The following is a 21,466-nucleotide window of genomic DNA, read 5'->3' on the forward strand; positions in this document are numbered from 1 at the left end:
GACCAATCAAGCCAGTACCTGTCGCCAGACTGGGTGGGCTTCAGTTTATCAAGGCTCGTTTCAAAGAAATGTTAGTCACCAATCGAATTCAGCCCATGCGCGAGCTTAGTAAGACTTGCTAACTGGAGCTTGCATGGAAGCAATTCCCCAAAGGAGTTACATTGAGGAAGTTGCAATTGCAGAATTTGTGAATATGGGCGCGTGTTCAAATGGACGTAACGTGATAAAGGTCATCCTGAAAGGGTAATGGAGCGTTCCCTTTAAATTAGCTAAGTATTGCGTAGAGTCCGGCCCGGACTTAGGGCCGGCCTGCCTCAAGGCACCATCCTGAGTACCTAGCCTCTGATGATCTCAGGCTGGTTGCAAGGGACGAGTTTTTAGCCGTATTTTTAAGCGTCAGGCTGAAACAACCCAGCGCGGAGAAAACTTATGAAAGGACGGAGAAAAGTCAAAACGCTCAAGTGGCATTTGAAATCCACCATCGAAACTGAAGCTCGGGAGATCCTTCGGAGCCGGTCCGCAAGGCAAAGTAGATTTCTCGACCTTGCACTACAGAGTGGCAATGACAGGGAGCCCATCGGACGCCTAGCTGGCTGATCATAACCGTGCCAGCCCTCAGTTTTCGATTGAAAAAGCATCGGTTGCTCTAGCTAGGAATCGATTAGAAAAGAACTGTTTGCGTCACTGCCTGACTGTAATTATCAATGATTACTGGAAAAGGCCACAGCCGGAGCTGAATACCAGGCCAGACACAGTCCAGACGATATTCCTCTAAAATTATGGCCTTGGCGGTTTTTCATCAATTTGGCGAAGCTTTCGCCGCAGACAAATTTAGAAAGGATATGAAGCAATCAGCTGATAGCGCGCTCATAAACCAGATTCACGGAAGCAATCATCTGATATTAGTTCTGCGTTCTACGACCTAAAAGGGGATTCCAGTTATCTGTAACCGGCGACACCTAAGCACCCAATTTCCGATTTCCGCCAACCCCCATTAGCGGAAATTGGGCTGAGGGGAGGGTGGTCACCCCATCCGTCCTAGGGCGGAATTTGCAGTGATAAAGGTCGAGGTAGATGACGTCTTGTTTTACCGATTTGCCACCAAGTCAACGACCTTACCTTTGCCGGCATCATTGAAGATGATGGCATGGACTACTGATGGATTTTCGTCGTTCCCCAATACGAGGGTTCGAGCAAACCGGTAGGCAGTTTTACATCCTTTCTGTTGAGCGAGTACTGACGGTTGCGGGCATTTTGAATGCGGTTTCCGACTGAGCCGGATGCCACATTGGCTTAGCGTACGATATTGTGCAATTTCTGCGAGCGCCTCTAGATGTGCTGCCCGTGGCCACTGGCACAGCAGCGCTATATATCTCAAACCTGCCTGGCCAGTGGCAGGTCCAATTGCGCGTCGCTGCATTGGGCGTTGCTTACTACCTAGGTCATTGAGCAGGAGTTGACCACATCGCCGCTTGCCATGGACAGCACACCTAGGGTTTTGTTAAGCCGCATGCTTATCAAATCGTGGAGCAATCCTTCCGTTTGTGGACCAAGAGTAAATGGTCGAATGCCGAACTCAAATCCTTTGCTACTCTTGGATTTACCTATCGCTTAGAGATTCTGCGCCATGCCTGACTCAAAAAATACCGAGCTTGATTCCTATTCAGCCGACACTCTTGTCCATGCGACCAAATGCGAGCCTGCCAACCCTGTCGTTTACATCATCACCGACTCTGCAAGTCAGGCCGTGCTTGGTTGTGCGGTTCAGGTAAATGGTAGGGATCATCGATTTCATTTCGTCCAGACGGATTCATGTGAGCATGAAAATTAATCACAGGAATGGCGTAGGCCTAGTGTTAAGTCTCGAATGTAAACGACTGATTTTAATGAGTTCCTGCGATTAATTAGATAATTCCTGCGATTTGTTAGACGCGACACCAGAAGCACCCACAGGGTTAAACCCATGGGTACGCATAATGTATATTATGTTAAATCGTATTATAGGTTCGCTGACACCTTGATTCATTCCAGCCCAAAGTACCTGCTCCGAATCCAGGGATGCTGCCCCTCTTCAGACATTTGCTTTGTCAGAGCATCCATTAAGGATTTCACACTTGATGCCATCGCTGAGATGATCTGTTCTTCTTGCGTCTGTGCGCAGGCACGTCGCTAAAAAAACCGGCAGCCGGCAAAGCTACCGGGGGTCTATGTCCCACAAGAGCTAACAGCAGCTCAAAAATAGAAACTCAGGTAAAAGCCCAATCCTGCGCTGGCACAGGTTGCGCGCCTATCAGTTCTACCTCTGTAGAAACGGCGGCGACGTTTTGCGGCGCAAAGATCACGGTATCTTGCAGCTCCGTCAACGGCCAGTGCTCGTCCAGAGTTAGCTCGAAACGCTGCCCCCACTCGTTGGTTTCGTAGTTCTTGAGGTAAGTGCGGCCCAACTCTTCGTTGTAACTCAGTTTGAGTGTATCGCCGCGACCATCTCCGAACCCGGTAAAGCCAAGCGCTGAGACATCAATGTGATCGACCCGCTTGTCGAAGTTTTCGATGACGTCGGAAAAACTGTCCGTGGCCGTGCGGTAGCTATCGCGGATGGAGGTGTAGAGGAAAGTGTCTGCGCCCTCTCCGCCGTCCAGAATGTCGCGACCGGCACCACTCTGGATAACGTCATCTCCCCCGCCGCCATTGATAGAGTCGTTACCGCCCAGTCCCTGGATTATCTCGGCAATAGCCGAGCCGTGGATCACGTCAGCGCCTGCGGTGCCTTTGATGTTCACCGGTTCGAACACCAGGTTGTCGGTGTTCAACTGATCGAGGTAATTCCCCTCAAGCACCAGCTCGAAGCGTTGCCCTTGAGTGTTGGTTTCAAAGTTTTTCAGGTAGGTACGCGTACCTTCAGCGTTTACCTGAAGCGAAAGCGTGCCGTCCAGACCATTGCCCAGGCCGGTGAATCCAAGGCCAATCAGGTCGATACGATCTTGAGTCGCGTCGAAATCAATAATGCGGTCGCTGCCAGTGGTGGTGCTGGTACGGAAACTGTCGCTGACCGCGTCGAACCTGAAAATGTCAGCGCCAGTGCCGCCGATCAGAACGTCACGCCCGCCGTTGCCCTGCAATACGTCATCGCCGCCCAGACCCTTTATGATTTCAGCCTGATCGTTACCCACCAGGTCGTCCGCGCCGGTCGAACCATCGATGTGGCGATTGCCGTCCTGGCTACCGAACGTAGTGTCCAGAGAACCGTCAGCATTAAGCCGGGTAATGGCGTAACCACCTTGGCCGACCACCACGATTTTTCCGTCTTCCTGCACGGTGACGCCACGCGCAGCGTAGCCTTCATTAGCACCTAATGCCGGGTGCACGACACCGTGGTCGCCAAAGCTGGTATCAAAGCTGCCATCTGCGTTGAGGCGCACTACTGTAGCGGCGTCGAAGGTTGTGCTAGTGCCTGCAACGATGATCTTGCCATCGGGCTGCACAGTGACAGCAGATTGCCCTTCTAGCCCAAAGGACTGTTCGAACACCAAAGTGCCGTTGTCAGCAAAGCTGGTGTCCAGTTCGCCGTCAGCAGAGACTCTGACGATGCTGTAGGAGTAGTCACTCATTGCCGAGTAATTTCCACCAAACAGGAAGCTGCCGTCCGGTTGTACAGTCGTCGAATTGTATATCCCGATGAACTCACCTGCACCGGTGAAGGTGAACTTGCCATCATCACCAAACTCAGTGGCCATTGAACCATCGGCGTTGAGCTTGGCCACAGCAGGGTAGTCACCCTCCATGCCCGTGATGTAGAGGGTCCCGTCCGGGTTTACCGTGATATGTCCACCGTTGTCGGCGGGCGGAATATCGAGGTCAACAACCCCGGTGCCACCAAAGGTGGTATCCGCGGTGCCGTCCTCACTGAATCGCTGAACACGTACGCCCATCGGCCCGGCGATGGCTGACAGAATATGGCCGTCCGGCTGCACCGTCATATAGATGCCCTGATCCTGGTCTACCGTCGCCTGAACCATTAACACACCGTCGTCACCAAACGTCGTGTCCAGCGTGCCGTCCGCATTGAGGCGGATCACCGAGTAATTGTCGCGTGTTTCGTGCTCTTCATAAGGATCGCCCAAACGGCCAAGGACATAGGTACTGAAGCCGGCAACCAGGATCTTGCCGTCCGCCTGCATGGCGACGCTGTTGGCCTTATCACTCAGAATTGAGGGATCTACTGAAACCTGTCCAGGTGCTGTGATTACGGTATGCGTGCGTTGCTCTGCCATGTTGCCAATCCTTTAAACGTCATGGGATCCACCTCGAAGTGGAGTAAGGGCGCTCGTCGAGATGTAGGACGACCGAGCAAAACTCTGACCTCGAAACGCGCAACATGTGCCAGAAAGCTGTTCAGCGTGGAATTGAAATGCATTTTCTGTAGGAGCTGCCGAACGCTGCAAAGCGTTTCTCCTGACACACCGCGACCGCAGCCTTCGGCAGCTCCTACAGGCCCGGTGTTTGCCGCGAGACTGGCAGGACCGTGTTTATCCGGGAAGCGGCATTCTGGACAACAGTGATGTGTCGGATGTACCGACCTTTTCCCGAATAAATTCGGTCCCACAGCTTCTGTGTGAACTTGACGAAGTACTACTGAGCCCTGCTCATGGCTTCATGTTGAAAACCCCGGTTATCAGCGCAAGCCCGGTGCCATAGGCTCCAGCCATGAAAAGCCCACCCTGCCTGTTTCATCCAGTGCACCAGCGATTATGGCTTCGCACCAGGATGGAATTATTGAGGAACATCTGGCGTCAGCCACCCAAGACACTAGATGGCGGTCGATTGACAAGGAGCAAGCCCCATGAAGTTTGATACGCCTGCGAGCAGCAACCCGATTGATCAAATGAAGGTGATTGGACAACCCAAAGATCGCGTTGAAGGCAAACTGAAAACCACCGGCACAGCGACCTATGCTTACGAACAACAGGCCACTGTTAGCCCCCCTGCTTACGGCTATGTAGTAGGTTCATCAATCGGCAAGGGGCGGATCTCATCAATTGATTCGAGCGAAGCACGCCGAGCCAACGGCGTTATTGCAATCGTCACCTATGAGAATGCAGGTCAACTGGACAGGGGCGAGTTTTACGTCGATCGAGCCCTCGCCGGTCCTCAGGTGGATCATTATCACCAGGCAGTAGCAATCGTCGTTGCGCACACGTTCGAGGAGGCCCGGGCTGCTTCAGCATTAGTTCGGGTCCATTACGTCAGGGAGCCTGGGGCCTACGACCTGGCCGCGCAACGAGAGTCAGCCAAGACACCCGCACCGGGTGCGTTCGGCCCTCCTCCACACACGGCAATCGGGGATTTCGAAGGCGCGTTCAAAAAAGCGGCTATCGCACTCGACGGTCATTACAGCACCCCGGATCATGCCCACGCGATGATGGAGCCCCACGCAACCATCGCGCAGTGGCAGGGAGAGAAGCTGACGCTATGGACGTCTATTCAGCAGATGAACTGGGGTGTCAGAGATCTTGCCAAAACACTGGGGATCCCCAAAGACAGCGTTCACTTGATCTCGCCATACATTGGCGGCGGCTTTGGCGGTAAAGGCACCATTCTGTGTGACGCCGTGCTGGCGTCTCTCGCGGCGAAAGCGGCCGGGCGCCCTGTAAAAGTGGCACTTCCCCGCCCGCTCATGTTTAACAACCTGACGCACAGGCCCGCGACGATTCAAAGAATCCGCCTGGGTGCCAACCCGGACGGCACGCTTACCGCAATAGGCCACGAGAGTTGGTCGGGCAACCTGCGTGGTGGTCGCACCGAGGCTGCTACTGCGTCGACCCGAACGTTGTATGCGGGTGCGAACCGTATGACCCGTTTATACCTTGCCGAACTCGACCTTGCTGAAGGCAGCGCGATGCGTGCACCAGGTGAAGCGCCTGGCATGATGGCGCTGGAAATTGCCATGGACGAAATGGCTGAAAAACTGGGTATGGACCCTGTGAAATTTCGCGTCATCAACGACACCCAGGTCGACCCGGAGCAGCCTGATCGCCGTTTTTCTCAGCGTCAGTTAGTCGAGTGCCTGAATACGGGAGCTGATCGTTTCGGCTGGGCTCGGCGCAACCCCCTGCCCGGCAAGGAACTGCAGGACGGCTGGTGGGTAGGCATCGGCGTGGCGTCCGCCATTCGTGGCGCACCCACTACGAAATCGGCTGCACGTGTCCGGCTTGACCGTAAAGGCATGGTCACCGTCGAAACAGATATGACAGATATTGGCACCGGCTCTTACACGATCATTGCCCAGACTGCTGCTGAAATGATGGGCGTTGAAATGGACAAAGTGAACGTCTACCTGGGGGATTCAAGATTCCCGGAGTCTTCAGGTTCTGGCGGCCAGTGGGGAGCCGCCTCATCCACGGCAGGCGTCTATGCGGCCTGCGTTAAACTCAGGGAAGCCATTGCTGAGAAGCTGGGCCTCGACCCAGCGAAAACAGAGTTTGTTGGCGGCCACGTTCGCGAAGGTTCGAACAACTTGCCATTGGCAGAGGCAGCAAAGGATGGCGACCTGTCAGCCGAAGACGTTATGGAGTTTGGCGACCTGGCAAAGCAGTATGCTCAGCAAACCTTTGGCGCACACTTTGTCGAGGTGGGTGTAAACGCCGCGACAGGAGAAATTCGCATTCGCCGTCAGTTGGCGGTGTGTGCTGCAGGCAGAATACTCAACCCCAAAACAGCTCGCAGTCAGATCATCGGGGGTATGACCATGGGCGCAGGTGCAGCCCTTATGGAAGAAATGATTGTGGATCATCGCCTGGGATTTTTTGTTAACCATGATCTAGCTGGCTACGAAGTACCGGTGCATGCCGACATCCCTCATCAGGAGGTCATTTTCCTCGATGAAGTGGACCCTTATGCGACACCTCTTAAAGCTAAAGGTGTCGGTGAACTCGGTATTTCCGGTGCAGCAGCGGCGATTGCCAACGCTGTTTATAACGCCACCGGCGTCAGGGTTCGCGATTACCCCATCACGCTCGATAAGCTCATTGACCGGTTGCCCGCTCTGGGCTGACTTTTCCCCATAACTAACTGTTTTGGCTTCGGAGTAACAAATGCAGCTCAGCCGCACGAATCTGGCAGATATTGTTTATTTCCTCGCCATCGCTCGGCATCAAAGCTTCAGAAAGGCTGGTCTGGAGGCGGGAATCAGTGCGTCGGCGCTGAGCCATGCCATGAAAGGACTTGAGACCCGGCTTGGCGTTCGACTGCTCAATCGCACGACGCGGAGCGTGACGCTCACCTCGGCTGGCGAGGAACTGCAGAGCCTGATCAGCGCTCCGGTCAATGATATCGGACAAGCACTGGAAGCCCTGAACAGGCTCCGCGATGAACCCGCTGGACGTATCCGCCTGAACGTCTTGAGCGACGGTGCCAAACTACTGCTGGGTCCGGTGCTTCCGGTTTTTGTAGATCGCTATCCGGATATTGAGATCGATCTGACCGTGACCAATCGAATGGTCGATGTCATCGGCGAGGGGCATGATGCAGGCATTCGATTTGGTGGGACGGTTCCCGCAGACATGATCGCTCGACGACTGTCTCCCGATGTTGCGTGGGCAGTTGTTGGCTCGCCTGATTACCTCAAGCGATTCGGCACCCCGAAACACCCGGAAGATCTACACCATCATCGTTGTTTACGTGTGCGTCTGGGCAATGCACACATCTACCATTGGCAATTCTCTAAAGAAGGCCAACAGCTGGAGATTGACGTTCCCGGAGCCATCACGATCGATGAAGCCCGTGTTGGTGTAACGATGGCGATGCGCGGCGCTGGATTGATGTACGTTCTAGCCTCGGTAGTCGAGCGACAGATCGCGGAAGGCTCGCTGCAGCGAGTGCTTGAAGACTGGACTCACTACGACCCGGGGTTTCACATTTATTACTCAAGTTTCAGGCAGGTTCCTGTAGGCCTTCGCCTGCTCATTGAGCTGATTCGAGAACTTGAACCTATGGGTCCAATCCCCTAGCGAGTCCATCTCGCCTGCCGCTTGATGGAACCTCACTGAATACCGGCGATGCGCCTGTTCACGAGCAGTCTTGCGCATTGTCGGTGCCCAAAGCCTCAGCCGGCCTGTAGTCCTTAAGGTAGTCGAGCCCGATTGATTGAACGCTCACGACTCGACACCGACTAACCCCCTGAGAGCTGCCTGACCCAAACCATATCAGGCAGTGTTAACTGGCTAGGAACAACACTTGTCTTGAAGACATCAGTCGTTCACAGCACTTATTGGGGGATTCATGATTGAGGATTTGACACGGCTTTTTACGGATCACGCGATTCTGGGTATTTCGCTGGCAAGCTGGATATTCGCCCTGTGTGCAGCGTCGCTGAGTTACGTGTTTGCCAGAACTGCGATCAGCTTCGTTTTAAAAAGAATTCAAGCAAGATCGGCCGTGGGTAACGGCCACTTTAACCACATCGCGGCCCAGGTACTGTCAGGGACAAGCAATACACTGCTGATCCTGGCCTCGATACTGATTGGCGTCGGGATTCTTGATTTGCCTGAGCGCTGGCTCGGCCGGGTCAGCAGCCTCTGGTTTGTTGTGGCAGCCTTGCAGGTCGGGCTCTGGCTGAACCGGGCATTGGCGCTGGGTTTGCACCGCTATTTTGCCCGTCATAGCGCAAACCAGACTTTTCAAGCGGGTGCGCTTGCAACACTCAGCCTCTGGGGTGCCCGAGTATTGCTCTGGGCTGTCGTGTTGTTGGCCATGCTGTCCAACGTGGGTGTCAACATCACAGCCTTTGTTGCCAGTCTCGGTGTGGGTGGTATTGCTGTCGCGCTGGCGGTTCAGAACATCCTCGGCGATGTATTCGCATCGCTGTCCATCGCCGTCGACAAGCCGTTTGAAGTGGGTGACTTCATCGTTGTGGGTTCGCTCTCCGGTACTGTCGAGCACGTCGGCTTAAAGACGACGCGGATCAGAAGCCTTGGCGGAGAACAGATCGTGATGGCAAACGCCAACATGATTGCGAGCACCATTCAGAACTACAAGCGGCTGCAGGAGCGGCGCATTGTCTTTGAGTTTCGCCTTACTTATGACTGTTCAGCAGAACAGATCAAACAGCTCACACAAAAGGTTGAAGACATCATCAAGAACGAAGACAAGGCGCGCTTCGACAGGTGTCATTTCAAAGGCTTCGGAGAAAGCGCACTGGAATTCGAGACGGTCTATATCGTCCTGGATGCGAGTTACAACGTCTATATGGATGTTCAGCAGGAGATTAACCTGCAGATCATGACGGCGGTCACTGATCTGGATGCGCAGTTCGCTTTCCCTTCGCGAACCGTCAATGTCGCTTCATTGCCGGGACACAGCGAGACGGATTCGATCAAGCAGCTGTCACCCGCTTCCGAGCCTGCATAAAGGGTGCCTTTGAGCGCTGCCGGGTGGCGCTCAAAGGTTAAGTGCCATCGGCATGTGATGGTCAGCGATCAAGCGGATTGCCGCTGGGCAGCAATCCGCAATGGCCGCACGCCGTTGCCTTGGTGCAGGCTACCCGACCCAACTGACGGCGGTTTTGGGAATAACTTCAGACTCGTCGAGCTTGGAGGCAAACATGCTTACTGCCTCTACGGCGTCGCTGGTACCGCTGCGAATCTGCAAAATCACCGAGCCCGCTTGATCGGCCAGGCTAACGCCGCGTTTTGCGCCCTCCTGAGTGGCGTTCATGCTGGCGACTGCATCACGGGTTTCAGTAAGGATTTTGCCGATCATTTCGGCAATCTCAGCTGTCGAGCGACTGGTACGTCCCGCCAGTTGCCGGACTTCGTCGGCCACAACCGCAAAACCTCGCCCCTGATCGCCCGCGCGCGCCGCTTCAATAGCGGCATTGAGAGCCAGCAGGTTGGTCTGATCAGCGATACCACGAATAGTATTGACGATGGCTGTGATCTGTTCGGAGCGCTCGCCCAATTGACCGACAAGCCGGGCTGACGCGCCAATATTGTCGGCTATCTGGCGCATTTCCTGGGCGGTTTCCTGAATGACCTGGGCACCCTGCTCGGCAACTTTCTCGGTCTCCGCAGAAATATGGTATGCCCGTGAGGCACCGCGAGAGTCCTCTTCAAAGCGCTCGACACGCTCGGTGATATCACTGGCAAACTTGATGACCTTTGACAATTTACCGTCGGCGTCATACACCGGGTTATAAGTCGCCTCCAGCCAGACTATTCGTCCGTTCTTACCGAGACGTTTGAACTGACCGCTGAAAAACTCACCCGCATTCAACCGACGCCAGAAGTCGCTGTATTCGGTGCTATTGACCAGGTCTGACTCGCAAAACAGCCGGTGGTGCTTACCCTTGAGGTCGTTCAGGCCGTAACCCATGGTCCGCAGAAAGTTGTCGTTGGCCGAAATAATGTTGCCAGCGAGATCGAACTCGATGACGGCCATTGCCCGATCCAGTGCGGCGAGTTTGCCCCGCGTCAGCGCTTCCTGGGTAACTTTTTCAGTCACGTCCAGCGCGTATTTGACGATCCTCAGCACTTGGCCACGTTCGTCGAGCACCGGGTTGTAACTGGCTTCAAGCCAGACATTCTGCCCCGCTGCGTTGACTCGCTGGAACGTACCGGAGACGAATTTACCGGCCTGCAGTTGCGACCAGAACTGACTGTAATCGGCGCTACGGGTCAACGTCGGGGTACAGAAGTCCCGATGCGATTTACCGGGTAACTGCTCTGCGCGATAGCCCATTGCGGTAAGAAAATTGTCGTTGGCCCGAAGGACTTTGCCGTCCAGACTAAACTCGACAACCGCCATGGAGCGGCCCAGTGCTTCAATCAATCCCTTATAACCCACGACTTCGGCCGTCCTGGCCGCCAGTTCATCTTTAAGCGATTTATTGAACATGGACCTGCCCTCAGTGCTGCCTCAACGTATATATCTTCAACAGGTATCGGCGGACAAACCGACAACTGGATTGCGCTGGTCATAATTATGTTTTGACGTCAACAAACTGAATGTTGACCCGCAAAAAAACGACGCAGCGTCGAGTCAAGGTGACCGGCAGGGTTCAAGACCCTGATATGTATTCATCTCCAGATAACCTGTTTGTTGTGACGCCTTTGCTCCGTGGCCACGGTCGATATTACTGAACACCGGTCACTGATGTTTGTCCCACAGGCTAATGAAGAATTGCTCCACGGAGTTACCGAAATGAATCCTGTGACACCAGACGGTCGTTACTTTGTGGTCAACGGACAACTGTGGCGCTGCTCCAACCCCAATCTGGATGAAGGCAAGCGACAGCGTCTGGTAACAGACCTGATGGCGGCCCGGCGAGCGGTAAAAGCAGCGAAAGCCTCGGGCGATCCCGAGCAGATGAAGGCAGCGAGATCGGAGGTTCAGATAGCCAAGGTGGCTCTTGGGGAGCGAGGGCCGGTTTGGTGGGAGGATGGTGCGTCAGACTTCAACCGATACAAGGTTACTAACACGCCATATGAGCAATGGTATCGAGCCCTGGACGTCTCTGATTCCTGAACCAGCGTGGACTTTTTCAGCGCACAAGTATCCAACCCAGTTACAGCCATCGCGCTTTCAGATCAATTTTTCTCAGCCAAGGGGTCACTATGACTTTCTATATTTTTCTGCTCGCCTGCTGTGCAGCCGCTGCAACAGGGATCATTTTCAAGCCCGGCGCCTGGTACGAATCGCTGCAAAAACCGGGTTTCACGCCGCCCAACTGGGCGTTTCCAGTAGCGTGGACCACGATATATTTACTGCTCGCATGGGCCGGTTATCGCTTGACGCTACTCCCCGGCAGCGAGACTGTCCTGGCGCTGTGGGCGGCTCAAATTGCGCTGAATACGTTGTGGACACCGGTATTTTTTGGCGCCAACCGCATCGCCGTTGCCATGGTGATTCTCATCCTGCTTTGGCTTGTTGTCGCCACGATGGTCGTGATGGCATTGCAGTTGGACATCATTACAGGGTTGATTTTATTGCCTTATCTGGCGTGGCTTTCAGTGGCAGCTGCGTTGAATTTCTCCATTCTGCGGCACAACAAATGAGGCAGTAAGCGCGATCAAGGGCTGCACGCTATGATGTTGATCGCAATCAAAAGCGTTGACAGCTTTGATTACGGTCGACATCATAATCGCACGAACGCAAGTCACTAAGACTGCGCTCAGCGTGTATGGGATCGAATGGTGCGCACATGATCGTTGAAGCCAAAAATTATCCCACTGAATCGCCAGCGGAGTTCATCCGCGCTGCAAATCGGTCGGTGAATGTCGAAGGAACAGCATTTGCTTACCGTGACTTGGGGCCCAGAGACGGGCTGCCGCTCATTCTGTTGAATCACTGGGGCGCTACCCTCGACAACTTCGACCCGCGCATCGTCGATGGGCTGGCTTACACCCGACGGATCATCGTCACGGACTATCGCGGCATCGGCGCTTCTGGTGGATCCGCCCCACTGACCATCAGTGAGATGGCCAATGATGCGATCGCCGTAATACGCGCGATGGGATTCCAGAAAGTCGACTTACTGGGTTTTTCATTGGGTGGGTTCGTCGCACAGGACATCGCGCTTAAAGCCCCTGAGCTAGTGCGAAAACTTATTCTTACGGGTACCGGGCCAGCGGGCGGCATCGGTATCGACAAGGTGTGGTCTGTGTCGTGGCCTTTGATGATCAAAGCGTTGCTGACCTTACGAGATCCGAAGTACTACCTTTTCTTCACTCCCTCGGCCAATGGCAGGCAAGCCGCGCAGGCTTTTTTAAAGCGTCTGAAAGAACGCGAAAAAGACCGTGATAAAGGCCCAGGTCCACACGCGTTCTTGAGGCAGCTAAAGGCAATCACTGCATGGGGTCGCCAGCCACCTCAGGACCTCAGCCGCCTAAGCATTCCGACCCTGATTGCCAACGGCGACAACGACATCATGGTGCCTACTGTGAACTCGACTGACATGTCCCTGCGTATCCCTGGCTCTCAGTTGATTATTTATGAGGACGCCGGGCACGGGGGGATCTTTCAGTACCACGCTGACTTCGTCTCCAAGGCTCGGGCGTTTCTGGAGTCCTGATTCAAAACTTCAGAACTTCAAAACTTCAAAACTTCATGGTCACCGGCTTCCTCGGCGTAATCAGGCTTTTGAGCAGAACACGAAATGGGACATGAAGAAGTACAAGCAAAGAACTCAGTCGTGGCGCGGCCCCTTGAAGCCTTACCGGTGAAGAGTGTCGAAAACCCCGAAGGCGCGTTCGTAAATATCTCACCCATTGACTTATCTCCACCCGTTATTCGGTCGCCCACCGAAGACAGTGCCAGGAGCCAGCGAGCGCCAGGCACTGTAGAGGAAAGGCTACGAGCGTTGAGTGGACAAATGAAACGACCGGCTGGAGCTCAAGCAAAATCCGAGTCCATCCCCCCTGCAAATCCGGCTGACATTGTATGGCGCAGTCTGATGCTCGATCCTTAACAACACATCTTTAGCGCGATCAACTGCCGTATTCGTGGACCCAACTACGAGAGCGCACTCTGTGGAGACAGAAATGAACTACAAAACGTTCGGCAATACCGGGCTCAGTGTTTCAGAGCTGGCCCTCGGCACCGGGAATTTCGGCACTGGCTGGGGCTACGGAGCGGATCCCGACTCCAGCAAGGCGATATTCAATGCCTACGCTGAAGCCGGTGGTAACTTCATCGATACCGCAGACGTTTATCAATTTGGCCAGTCCGAGGAGTTGCTCGGGACGCTGCTTGAGGGACGACGCGACGATTTCGTACTCGCCACAAAATTCACCAACAGCGCGGCTGCCAGTCCCAATCGGCTTGCCACAGGCAACAGTCGCCGGGCTTTAGTGACATCGGTAGAAGCCAGTTTGAAGCGCCTCAAAACAGATCGCATCGACATTTACTGGGCACACCACCCGGACGGCGTGACCCCGGTAGAAGAAATTGTCAGAGGCTTCGAAGATCTGGCACGTGCGGGAAAAATCCTTTACGCAGGTCTCTCCAACTTCCCGGCGTGGCGACTTTCCCGCGCGGTCACATTGGCCGAGCTCACTCACGCACTGCCTATCGCAGCCGCTCAATTTGAGCACAGCCTGGTACATCGTGACCCCGAAGCTGATCTCTTCCAGGCGTCAAACGCTCTGGGCCTTGGCATCGTTACATGGTCCCCGCTGGGAGGCGGCATGCTGACTGGTAAATATCGGCAGGGTGAGAAAGGTCGGGCCGAAGGTTTTGGTGGAAAAGTATTCCAGGCGGAGAACTCGGCACAGCGCACGCTTATTCTGGATACATTGCTGGAGATTGCGAGTGAACTCGGCGTCAGTGCGGGCCAGGTTGCTATTGCATGGGCAAATACCCACGGGGCAGTCCCGATCATAGGGCCGCGCTCTGAGCAACAACTTGCCGATAACCTCGGCGCATTGGCCGTAGACCTTTCATATGAACAGGTGTGCAAGCTGGATGCGGTGAGTCGTCCGGTCGATTGCGCGCCATCGAGACTGTCGGCTTATGAACCGAACAAGCTCAACAGCAGGATCATTGCCTAGCAAGTACAGCAATCACGATCACGGTCTGATGCTGGTCAGTTAAGCTGACTGGCATTTTGATTTGCCTCATGAGGCAGGGGCGCTGTGCTCAGTTGGCCGCTCCGTGACGCCGTGGCGAATTGTGGTCCTCACGCTGTTTCACGTTGGGCGATGCGCGCACCTCACTCGGTGTGCGGCTGTAGTAGGCTTTGAAGGCCTTGGCAAAATGTGCCTGACTGCTGAACCCGTGCCGATAGGCAATCTCGGCAATATCCAGTCCCCTGTCCTCCCCTCTGCTCAACAACTGGAACGCCCGCTGCAAACGCATCTCAAGAATAAAACGATGGGGCTTGGTGTCCTCCAGCGCAAACAGTCTCGCCAGATGCCGTGTGGATATTCCTGTCTGAGCCGCAACACGCTCACAACTCAACGTAGGGTCAGCTAACTGCTTGAGGATGCATTGTTTGGCAGCCAACAAGTAGGACGTACCCAGTGCGTTGATTCGTCGGTTGCCAACCTGTCCCGCAATGATATTGGCCAATAGTTCAAGCGTGTCCTGTTGAAAACAGTCCGCCTCCTCGCTGCGCGGCTGCTCAAAAAAAGCGCTCGCCCGCTCGCTCAGTGTACGCAGAAGTAATCGCTGGGTACCGGTCTGTGCGCTAATCTTCAGAGCTTTATCGAAGCTGCGTAAACAGTGAAGAGCAAAGACATCCTGCGGTATGTCAAAGATAAACTTGTGCATCGCCCCGGAAAAACCAAACAGGTAAGGCTTATCGGTGCGATACACCATCAACTCGCCGGGATCGAGTAAATGACAGGTGCCGTTTTGAAAGAAAAACGAAGCACTGCCCATGACCAGCGACACGAATACCGACTCCTTTGGGGCCAAGCGGATCATTGAAACATCACGCTCGATAACGTGTTGGTTGCCCTTGATATGAGCGACCCGCAGTCGATCCAGACTGAGATTATCTTCCCGCGCACTGAAGCCGGTTTCACTGAAGGAGGAACACTTCAACCCCACCAGCGTCGACGCGTTGTACTGCTCCCAAAAGGCCAGGCGCTGGTCCAGGGGAATATTGTCGGTACTTGCACGCCGGGTACCGAGCAAAGGGCTGGTTCTGGTCATTTTATTATTCTCGTTTTAGTAACTGCGCAACTCCCTCGCAAGGCTGTTCCATGGCATGCCAAGGCCAGTTATCCGTCCGTTCAATCTCTCTGTCAACCCGTGGCAAACACAAAAACGCAGCCAGCAGACAGCGCTTAAATTTTGGTCTGATGCGGACAACAATGACGTCCGTTTCGACCAAACGGCCCAACCGTTCTCACTTTAGAGTGGCCTCTGTATCCCAACGAATGAGAGGCCGAACATGCCCGAATTAGCCCGCACCGAATTTTGGAAAGACCTGCAGCCTATTGCGAACTGCTTCAAGCCCGACGCGAAGCCTGAGGTTTATCTGCCTGATGCCGCCAGTGATGATTTGCGGCTCTATGTCCCTTTCACTGAAACAGTGTCTTCAAGGCCGCTCTGGATATCCCCAAGCGAAAACCGCTGGTGCGACATCCTGATGTCAAGCCGTGCTGGCCTGGTCAATCGGCATTATCACCCGCACGAGGTATTCGCCTACACGCTCTCGGGAAAATGGGGCTACCTGGAACACGACTGGACCGCGACCGCTGGCGATTTCGTCTATGAGACGCCCGGTGAAGGGCACACCCTGGTGGCTTATGAGCACGAGGAGCCCATGCGGGTGTTTTTTATCGTCAAAGGTCCGCTGATCTGGCTCGATGATCAAGGCGAACCCACCGGCTATTTCGATGTGCACTCCTACATCGCCCTGTGCCGCGAACATTACGAAAAAGTCGGCCTGGGGGCTGACACGGTAGATCGTCTGTTCCGCTAACCCGTGCCTCGGAGAACCAACATGGCTCAAAAAAATAATAAAGCCAGTTATGAAAATACCTTGCTGTGCGTGTTGTTCCTGACGTTTGGTTTTGTGTTCTTTGATCGTCTTGCTTTGTCCTTCCTGTTTCCGTTCATGGCCGACGAACTCAAACTGACTAATAGTCACTTGGGCATGCTGTCCTCGATACTGGCGTTGGCCTGGGCGGTTTCAGGCGCGCTGGTTGGGGCCTGGTCCGATCGGCGCGGTGTGCGCAAGCCGCTTCTGATTGTGGCGGTTATCCTGTTTTCCCTTTGCTCCGCCTTGTCTGGTCTGGTTTCCGGTTTTCTGAGCTTATTGCTGTTTCGCGGCATTATGGGGCTGGCCGAGGGGCCAATCCTGCCCTTGTCCCAATCGTTGATGGTCGAAGCTTCATCGCCACACCGGCGCGGCCTCAACATGGGGCTTTTGCAGGGGTCGGCAGCGGGACTTCTGGGCGCAGTGATTGGTCCACCGGTCTTGATTCACCTTGCGGAAGCTTACGGCTGGCGGCACGCATTCATTGTTTCGCTGTTGCCCGGACTCCTTATCGCCTGGTTGATTTGGCGCTATGTGCGCAAAGACGAGCCCCGCCCTGCCCCGATGGTGGGCGCCAAGCCCACAGGCCATCATCGTCTGACATTGCTCAAGAGCCGGAACATCGTGCTGTGCACCTTGATCAGTTGCGTGTTTTTAACGTGGTTCGTCATCCTGATCTCCTTTACGCCCACTTTCCTCGTCAGCGTCCGTGGGTACAGCCCGCCGAGCATGGGCGCGATCATGAGTTGCCTGGGCGCTGCATGGGTAATATGGGGTTTTGTAGTGCCCGGTATTTCCGATCGGATAGGTCGCCGACCGACTCTGGTGCTGTTCTCTTTGATCGCCGCCTGTTGTCCTGTAGCACTTTTATACGCGCCGTCGTCGCTCGTGCTTGGGGTACTGATGGTGCTTACTTACACAGGACTGGGCTGCTTCACGCTGTTCATGGCGACCATTCCCGCAGAGACCGTCCCGCGAGAAGTTATGGCTACCGCCTTGGGCATGATCATGGGTATAGGCGAGCTGATAGGCGGTTTCGTAGCGCCTACTGCCGCAGGGTTTGCCGCCGATAAATTCGGCCTTTCCATTGTGATGTGGATCTCCTGCATCGGCGCTTTACTGGCCGCGACGCTGTCTCTTTTCCTCAAGGAGACGGCACCCGCCGTGCTGCAACGCCGAGCACTGGCAGCAACAACGACCCACGTGCATCCGCTGTAGGTATCCCACTCGATGTAACGCTGTGCAGGCGTGGCTTTCGGTGCAAGTCGCCAGCACGCCGCACCACGGCATTGACTCACCACAACAACAATAAAATGAGTACCGGATCATGAGCGCTCTTATCCGTTTCTGCGTGTGTGTATTCATGACGTTTGCGTACCCACAAGTCTGGGCCCTGGACCGTGAAGGCCCGCTGGCTGGACTAGGCGAACAATTGGCTGGCTATGGCATCCAGCCGCATGTGCAGTTCACGAACCTGTCAATGAAGAATCTGGACACGGGGCCTCGCCCCCATAGCTTCGGTAATAGTGGAAATCTGTACGTCGGCGCGGACCTTGATCTGGCCACACTCATCGGGCTGGATGGCGCTGCACTGCATTTCGAACAGACCCTGTTCATCCTCGATAAAGGCACAGGCCAGCCTACCTCGGGTGAATGGCAAGGTGCTGCGGGCAGCTATTTTGGTGGGGCACCGTTGCACAACGATATCGCCAGCAACCAACTGAGCCTGCTGACCTACGAACAGAAATGGTTCGATGGTCAACTAGACATGCACATCGGGCGTACCAACGGCCGGAGGTACTTCTATATCTACAACTGTGAAACGGCCGTCACTTGCACAGATCCGATCCTGGATGCTTCGAGCGGGATGTTGCCACCGCCTTTCGGTGCCTGGGGCGGCTACTTGAAGTACCAGATGAACCCCTATTTCTACTTACATGCGGGCGCGTTCGAATCCAATCCAGTGGATTACCTGAAGAAGCGTAAAGGTCTGGATCTCAGTACCGATGACGCCAGTGGCACGAGTTTTCTGGTCGGCATCGGCAGCAAGCCCGGTCTGGACACCACCCAATATGAACTCAACGCTTATTTCAATTCGTCCCGGCAGGTCGACCCTCTGACAGGCGCAAGCGACCACGGCACAGCCGGTGGATTTTTCAAATTCCGCCAGACGTTGTGGCGTGAAGGGCAAAAGGGTCTACAGGTATTCGGCTCGCTGTCGGCGGCGGCTGACGAGAAACAACCCTTCAGTCACTTCGCCGAAGCCGGGTTGACCTACCTTGGCCCATTTGATCGAGCTCGAGACAAACTCAACTTCAAAACCAGCTACCTGCAGGTCAACTCTCACCAACTGCAGTTTCAGCAACGCTTGCGCGTTGCTGCCGGTGGCGATCCGCAAATGGGCGAGCGCAATGTCTACGCACTTGAAGCCAACGGCCATTTCGCGTTGACCCGTCATCTGGTTATCGAACCAAGCGTTCAGTACATCATCAACCCAGATAATTTCTATAACCCCGGCGCGCCGCAACTAAGCAACAACGGCTTCGTTATTGGCCTGCAAGTGGCGCTCGATGTGGGCTCATTCCTGGGTCTGTAAGCACCCGACGTCAACGTACGGTAACGAACCACTTATCTGACCTTATGAGGCAATGATCAGTATGTTTATCAGCAACCTGTTTGAAGGAAAGGTGGCACTCGTCAGCGGCGGGACCTCGGGGATCGGTCTCGCGACAGCTGAATATCTGGCCCGGCACGGCGCAACGGTCGTGGCTATCGGGCTAGGCGCAACCACAACCGTCGTGTCTGAGGGCGTTCAGCTCGATCTTCGAGAAGTGAACGTCACCGATGATGAAGCGTTAAGCAACGTCATCAAAAGTCTTGATCGCCTCGATATCCTGGTGCCCGCCGCTGGCGGCACGCTGGGGGAAAAGGAACTGGAATGGGAGGCCTTCAACCAGGTGTTGTCGGTTCAACTCAACGCCGTTTATCGACTCATCAACCTGGCGTATCCGTTGCTGGCAAAGCAAGGCGGATCAATCATTAACATCGCGTCGATGTTTGCTTACTTCGGTGGCGGAAAAATGGTGGCCTACTCGGCAGCCAAGGGGGCAATCGTTCAGATTACCAAGTCCCTTGCGGAGGCCTACGCCCCCGCTAACATTCGGGTCAACGCAGTGGCACCGGGATGGATTACCACACCGTTGCTCGAGAAAATCGATGATCAGCCCCGGATTGACCGACTGCTGTCGCGCACGCCCATGAGGCGCTTTGGAAGTGCAGAAGAAGTCGCCAAAGTGATTGCCTTCCTGGCCAGTGACGCGGCCTCATTTGTAACCGGCGCGGTTCTGCCAGTGGATGGCGGTTACCTGACCACTGCAATTTGATATCACTACTCTCAAACGCATGTCTAAAGGGAGCGCAACCACCCGGCTCCCCTTTATGATCAGCCCGCGTTTACGATGGCCGGACCGCACAATGAACTTGAAGCCACACCCGCACCCCTCCGGTTCGGTGCAAATGCCCCCACGAATGCATGTGGGGATTGCCCACTGGCGCCCACGCTTAACGACCAAGGCAAGCGGTTACGATCTTGCTCGCAATCATTATCGTCATCGATTAGTTAGGACACGTCGCCGCTACTGGCCGCACCCTCTGTCCAGGACCATCAACACTTAAGTACATTCGAAAACTGCTTAGACATGGAGCCCACGGGCCTGCACACTCTGTCGAGACTGCCTCCCGGCAACGAGCATAGCCAAAGGAATTGTGTTTAATGTTTCACCTCATGTTCAGCCTGCCTTGCCTGTACGCCATCATCCGTTTTATCTGGCCAATGCCATGGGCTCTTTCAGCAAGAATTGCAGTCGCACTGCTGTTGATACTTGCCTCGCAATACCATCTCTACAGTCGGCTATCTTCCGGAAGCGTTTTCTCGCCGGAGTTTCCGCGCAGCATCGTGATGCTTTTCAACTGGGGATTTGGCGCAATCCTGTTGATCGCGGTGTTTCAGATACTGGTCGATCTGGGCACGCTGCTGACGATGCTGATTAGACGTCATTGGCTGACCGTCCCGACTGGCCTGCGCTATGGCATTGGCGCTGCTGCGCTATTGCTGTCAGCAATCGGCGTCAATCAGGCAGTCCGCGTGCCGCCGCTCAAAGATATCGACGTCGCAATCCGCAACCTGCCTCCGCAATTTGAGGGTTATCAGATATTGCAGCTCACGGACCTGCATATCAGTCGGCTTTTTGACCAGCCGTGGACACGCGACGTCGTCAGCAAATCAAACGAGCTGGGCGTCAACCTGATCGTCGTAACCGGCGATTTGATCGACGGTTCAGTCAGCGACCGGACGCTGGATATTGATGCCCTGCGTAACCTGCATGCTCCGGACGGGGTGTACGTCATCCCCGGCAATCACGAGTATTTCTTTGATAACGAAGCCTGGATGCAGCACTTTGTCTCGCTAGGCATGATTCCGCTTGCCAACAGTCACACGCTGCTCAAGCGTGACGGCGCGCAGATTGTATTGGCTGGCGTCACCGATGTAACTGCGCCCAAAACCGGCTTCCCCGCGCCAGACCTGCAACAGGCGCTGAAAGGATCACCAAAAGATACACCGATCATTCTGCTTGATCACCAGCCGAGGAATGCTCAGCTCTCAGCCAATCAAGGCGTGGACCTTCAGCTGTCCGGCCATACCCACGGCGGAATGATCCTGGGACTTGAGCGGGTAATCGCCCTCGCGAATGAAGGCTTCGTGTCCGGTTTTTACCAGGTGGGCGACATGCAGCTATACGTCAACAACGGCACGGCCCTGTGGCCCGGCTTCGCCCTTCGGCTGGGCGTACCGTCGGAGCTGACGCGCATTACTCTGCGACGCGCAAGCGGTTCGGACAAGCCATAGATGACTCGTCGGGGCATCCGCCCCGCAGCAGGGGCTGCCCGAAGCCTCCGCAAATAAAGGTAAGCTTCAGGAGCGTA

General features: G+C 54.9%; 15 protein-coding genes and 1 pseudogene. 12 read left to right on the forward strand and 4 right to left on the reverse strand.

All coding sequences use genetic code 11. The annotated features are described in order from the left end of the window. Positions 1-2,246 precede the first annotated feature (2,246 nt). On the reverse strand, positions 2,247-4,271 hold the full coding sequence (locus EE949_RS05445; protein WP_122663335.1) for a M10 family metallopeptidase C-terminal domain-containing protein: 2,025 nt from the start codon (positions 4,269-4,271) through the stop codon (positions 2,247-2,249). A 569-nt stretch (positions 4,272-4,840) separates the two neighbouring features. Here EE949_RS05445 and paoC point away from each other — a divergent pair. The 3 genes from paoC to EE949_RS05460 all read left to right on the forward strand — a co-directional run bounded on the left by paoC (position 4,841) and on the right by EE949_RS05460 (position 9,405). Beyond that, entirely contained in the window at positions 4,841-7,051 is a 2,211-nt protein-coding gene (gene paoC / locus EE949_RS05450; protein ID WP_122663336.1) for an aldehyde oxidoreductase molybdenum-binding subunit PaoC, read from the forward strand. A gap of 40 nt (positions 7,052-7,091) precedes the next feature. Beyond that, on the forward strand, positions 7,092-8,006 hold the full coding sequence (locus EE949_RS05455) for a LysR family transcriptional regulator (RefSeq protein ID WP_122663337.1): 915 nt from the start codon (positions 7,092-7,094) through the stop codon (positions 8,004-8,006). Positions 8,007-8,277: 271 nt separating this feature from the next. After that, entirely contained in the window at positions 8,278-9,405 is a 1,128-nt protein-coding gene (locus EE949_RS05460) for a mechanosensitive ion channel family protein (protein ID WP_122663338.1), read from the forward strand. 129 nt (positions 9,406-9,534) lie between these two features. Here the strand turns inward: EE949_RS05460 and EE949_RS30165 are convergent, their stop codons facing one another. Beyond that, positions 9,535-10,149, reverse strand: coding sequence for a methyl-accepting chemotaxis protein (locus EE949_RS30165; RefSeq protein ID WP_431194215.1), 615 nt, complete (start codon positions 10,147-10,149; stop codon positions 9,535-9,537). Continuing rightward, positions 10,123-10,890 (reverse strand): annotated as a pseudogene (locus tag EE949_RS30170) (PAS domain-containing protein); the annotation flags it as partial. The gene EE949_RS30165 and the pseudogene EE949_RS30170, both read right to left, overlap by 27 nt. Positions 10,891-11,196: 306 nt before the next feature. Between EE949_RS30170 and EE949_RS05470 the strand changes: the two are divergent. The 4 genes from EE949_RS05470 to EE949_RS05485 all read left to right on the forward strand — a co-directional run bounded on the left by EE949_RS05470 (position 11,197) and on the right by EE949_RS05485 (position 14,543). Next, complete coding sequence (locus EE949_RS05470) at positions 11,197-11,520, forward strand: hypothetical protein (RefSeq protein ID WP_122663340.1); 324 nt, start codon at positions 11,197-11,199, stop codon at positions 11,518-11,520. Positions 11,521-11,609: 89 nt separating this feature from the next. Continuing rightward, complete coding sequence (gene tspO / locus EE949_RS05475; protein WP_122663341.1) at positions 11,610-12,050, forward strand: tryptophan-rich sensory protein TspO; 441 nt, start codon at positions 11,610-11,612, stop codon at positions 12,048-12,050. Positions 12,051-12,196: 146 nt separating this feature from the next. Further along, on the forward strand, positions 12,197-13,066 hold the full coding sequence (locus EE949_RS05480; RefSeq protein WP_122663342.1) for an alpha/beta fold hydrolase: 870 nt from the start codon (positions 12,197-12,199) through the stop codon (positions 13,064-13,066). Between the two features lie 469 nt (positions 13,067-13,535). Then, complete coding sequence (locus EE949_RS05485) at positions 13,536-14,543, forward strand: aldo/keto reductase (protein WP_122663343.1); 1,008 nt, start codon at positions 13,536-13,538, stop codon at positions 14,541-14,543. An 88-nt stretch (positions 14,544-14,631) separates the two neighbouring features. Here EE949_RS05485 and EE949_RS05490 read toward each other — a convergent pair whose 3' ends face one another. Further along, positions 14,632-15,651 (reverse strand): helix-turn-helix domain-containing protein, encoded by a 1,020-nt coding sequence (locus EE949_RS05490; RefSeq protein ID WP_122663344.1) that lies wholly within the window; start codon positions 15,649-15,651, stop codon positions 14,632-14,634. Between the two features lie 241 nt (positions 15,652-15,892). Between EE949_RS05490 and EE949_RS05495 the strand changes: the two genes are divergently transcribed. From EE949_RS05495 to EE949_RS05515, 5 genes are all read left to right on the forward strand, one after another. Further along, positions 15,893-16,426, forward strand: coding sequence for a 2,4'-dihydroxyacetophenone dioxygenase family protein (locus EE949_RS05495; protein WP_122663345.1), 534 nt, complete (start codon positions 15,893-15,895; stop codon positions 16,424-16,426). Between the two features lie 21 nt (positions 16,427-16,447). Then, a complete protein-coding gene (locus EE949_RS05500; RefSeq protein ID WP_122663346.1) occupies positions 16,448-17,701 on the forward strand; it encodes an MFS transporter in 1,254 nt (417 codons plus the stop codon). A 145-nt stretch (positions 17,702-17,846) separates the two neighbouring features. Next, the gene (locus EE949_RS05505; protein WP_240350349.1) at positions 17,847-19,079 is read left to right on the forward strand and encodes a carbohydrate porin; all 1,233 of its coding nucleotides are present in this window, start codon (positions 17,847-17,849) and stop codon (positions 19,077-19,079) included. Positions 19,080-19,140: 61 nt separating this feature from the next. Continuing rightward, entirely contained in the window at positions 19,141-19,866 is a 726-nt protein-coding gene (locus EE949_RS05510) for an SDR family NAD(P)-dependent oxidoreductase (RefSeq protein WP_162873810.1), read from the forward strand. A 389-nt stretch (positions 19,867-20,255) separates the two neighbouring features. Then, positions 20,256-21,389 (forward strand): metallophosphoesterase, encoded by a 1,134-nt coding sequence (locus EE949_RS05515; protein ID WP_122663348.1) that lies wholly within the window; start codon positions 20,256-20,258, stop codon positions 21,387-21,389. The last annotated feature ends 77 nt before the right edge of the window (positions 21,390-21,466 follow it).

Source organism: Pseudomonas viridiflava (assembly GCF_900602065.1).
In the GTDB taxonomy this organism is placed as follows: domain Bacteria; phylum Pseudomonadota; class Gammaproteobacteria; order Pseudomonadales; family Pseudomonadaceae; genus Aquipseudomonas.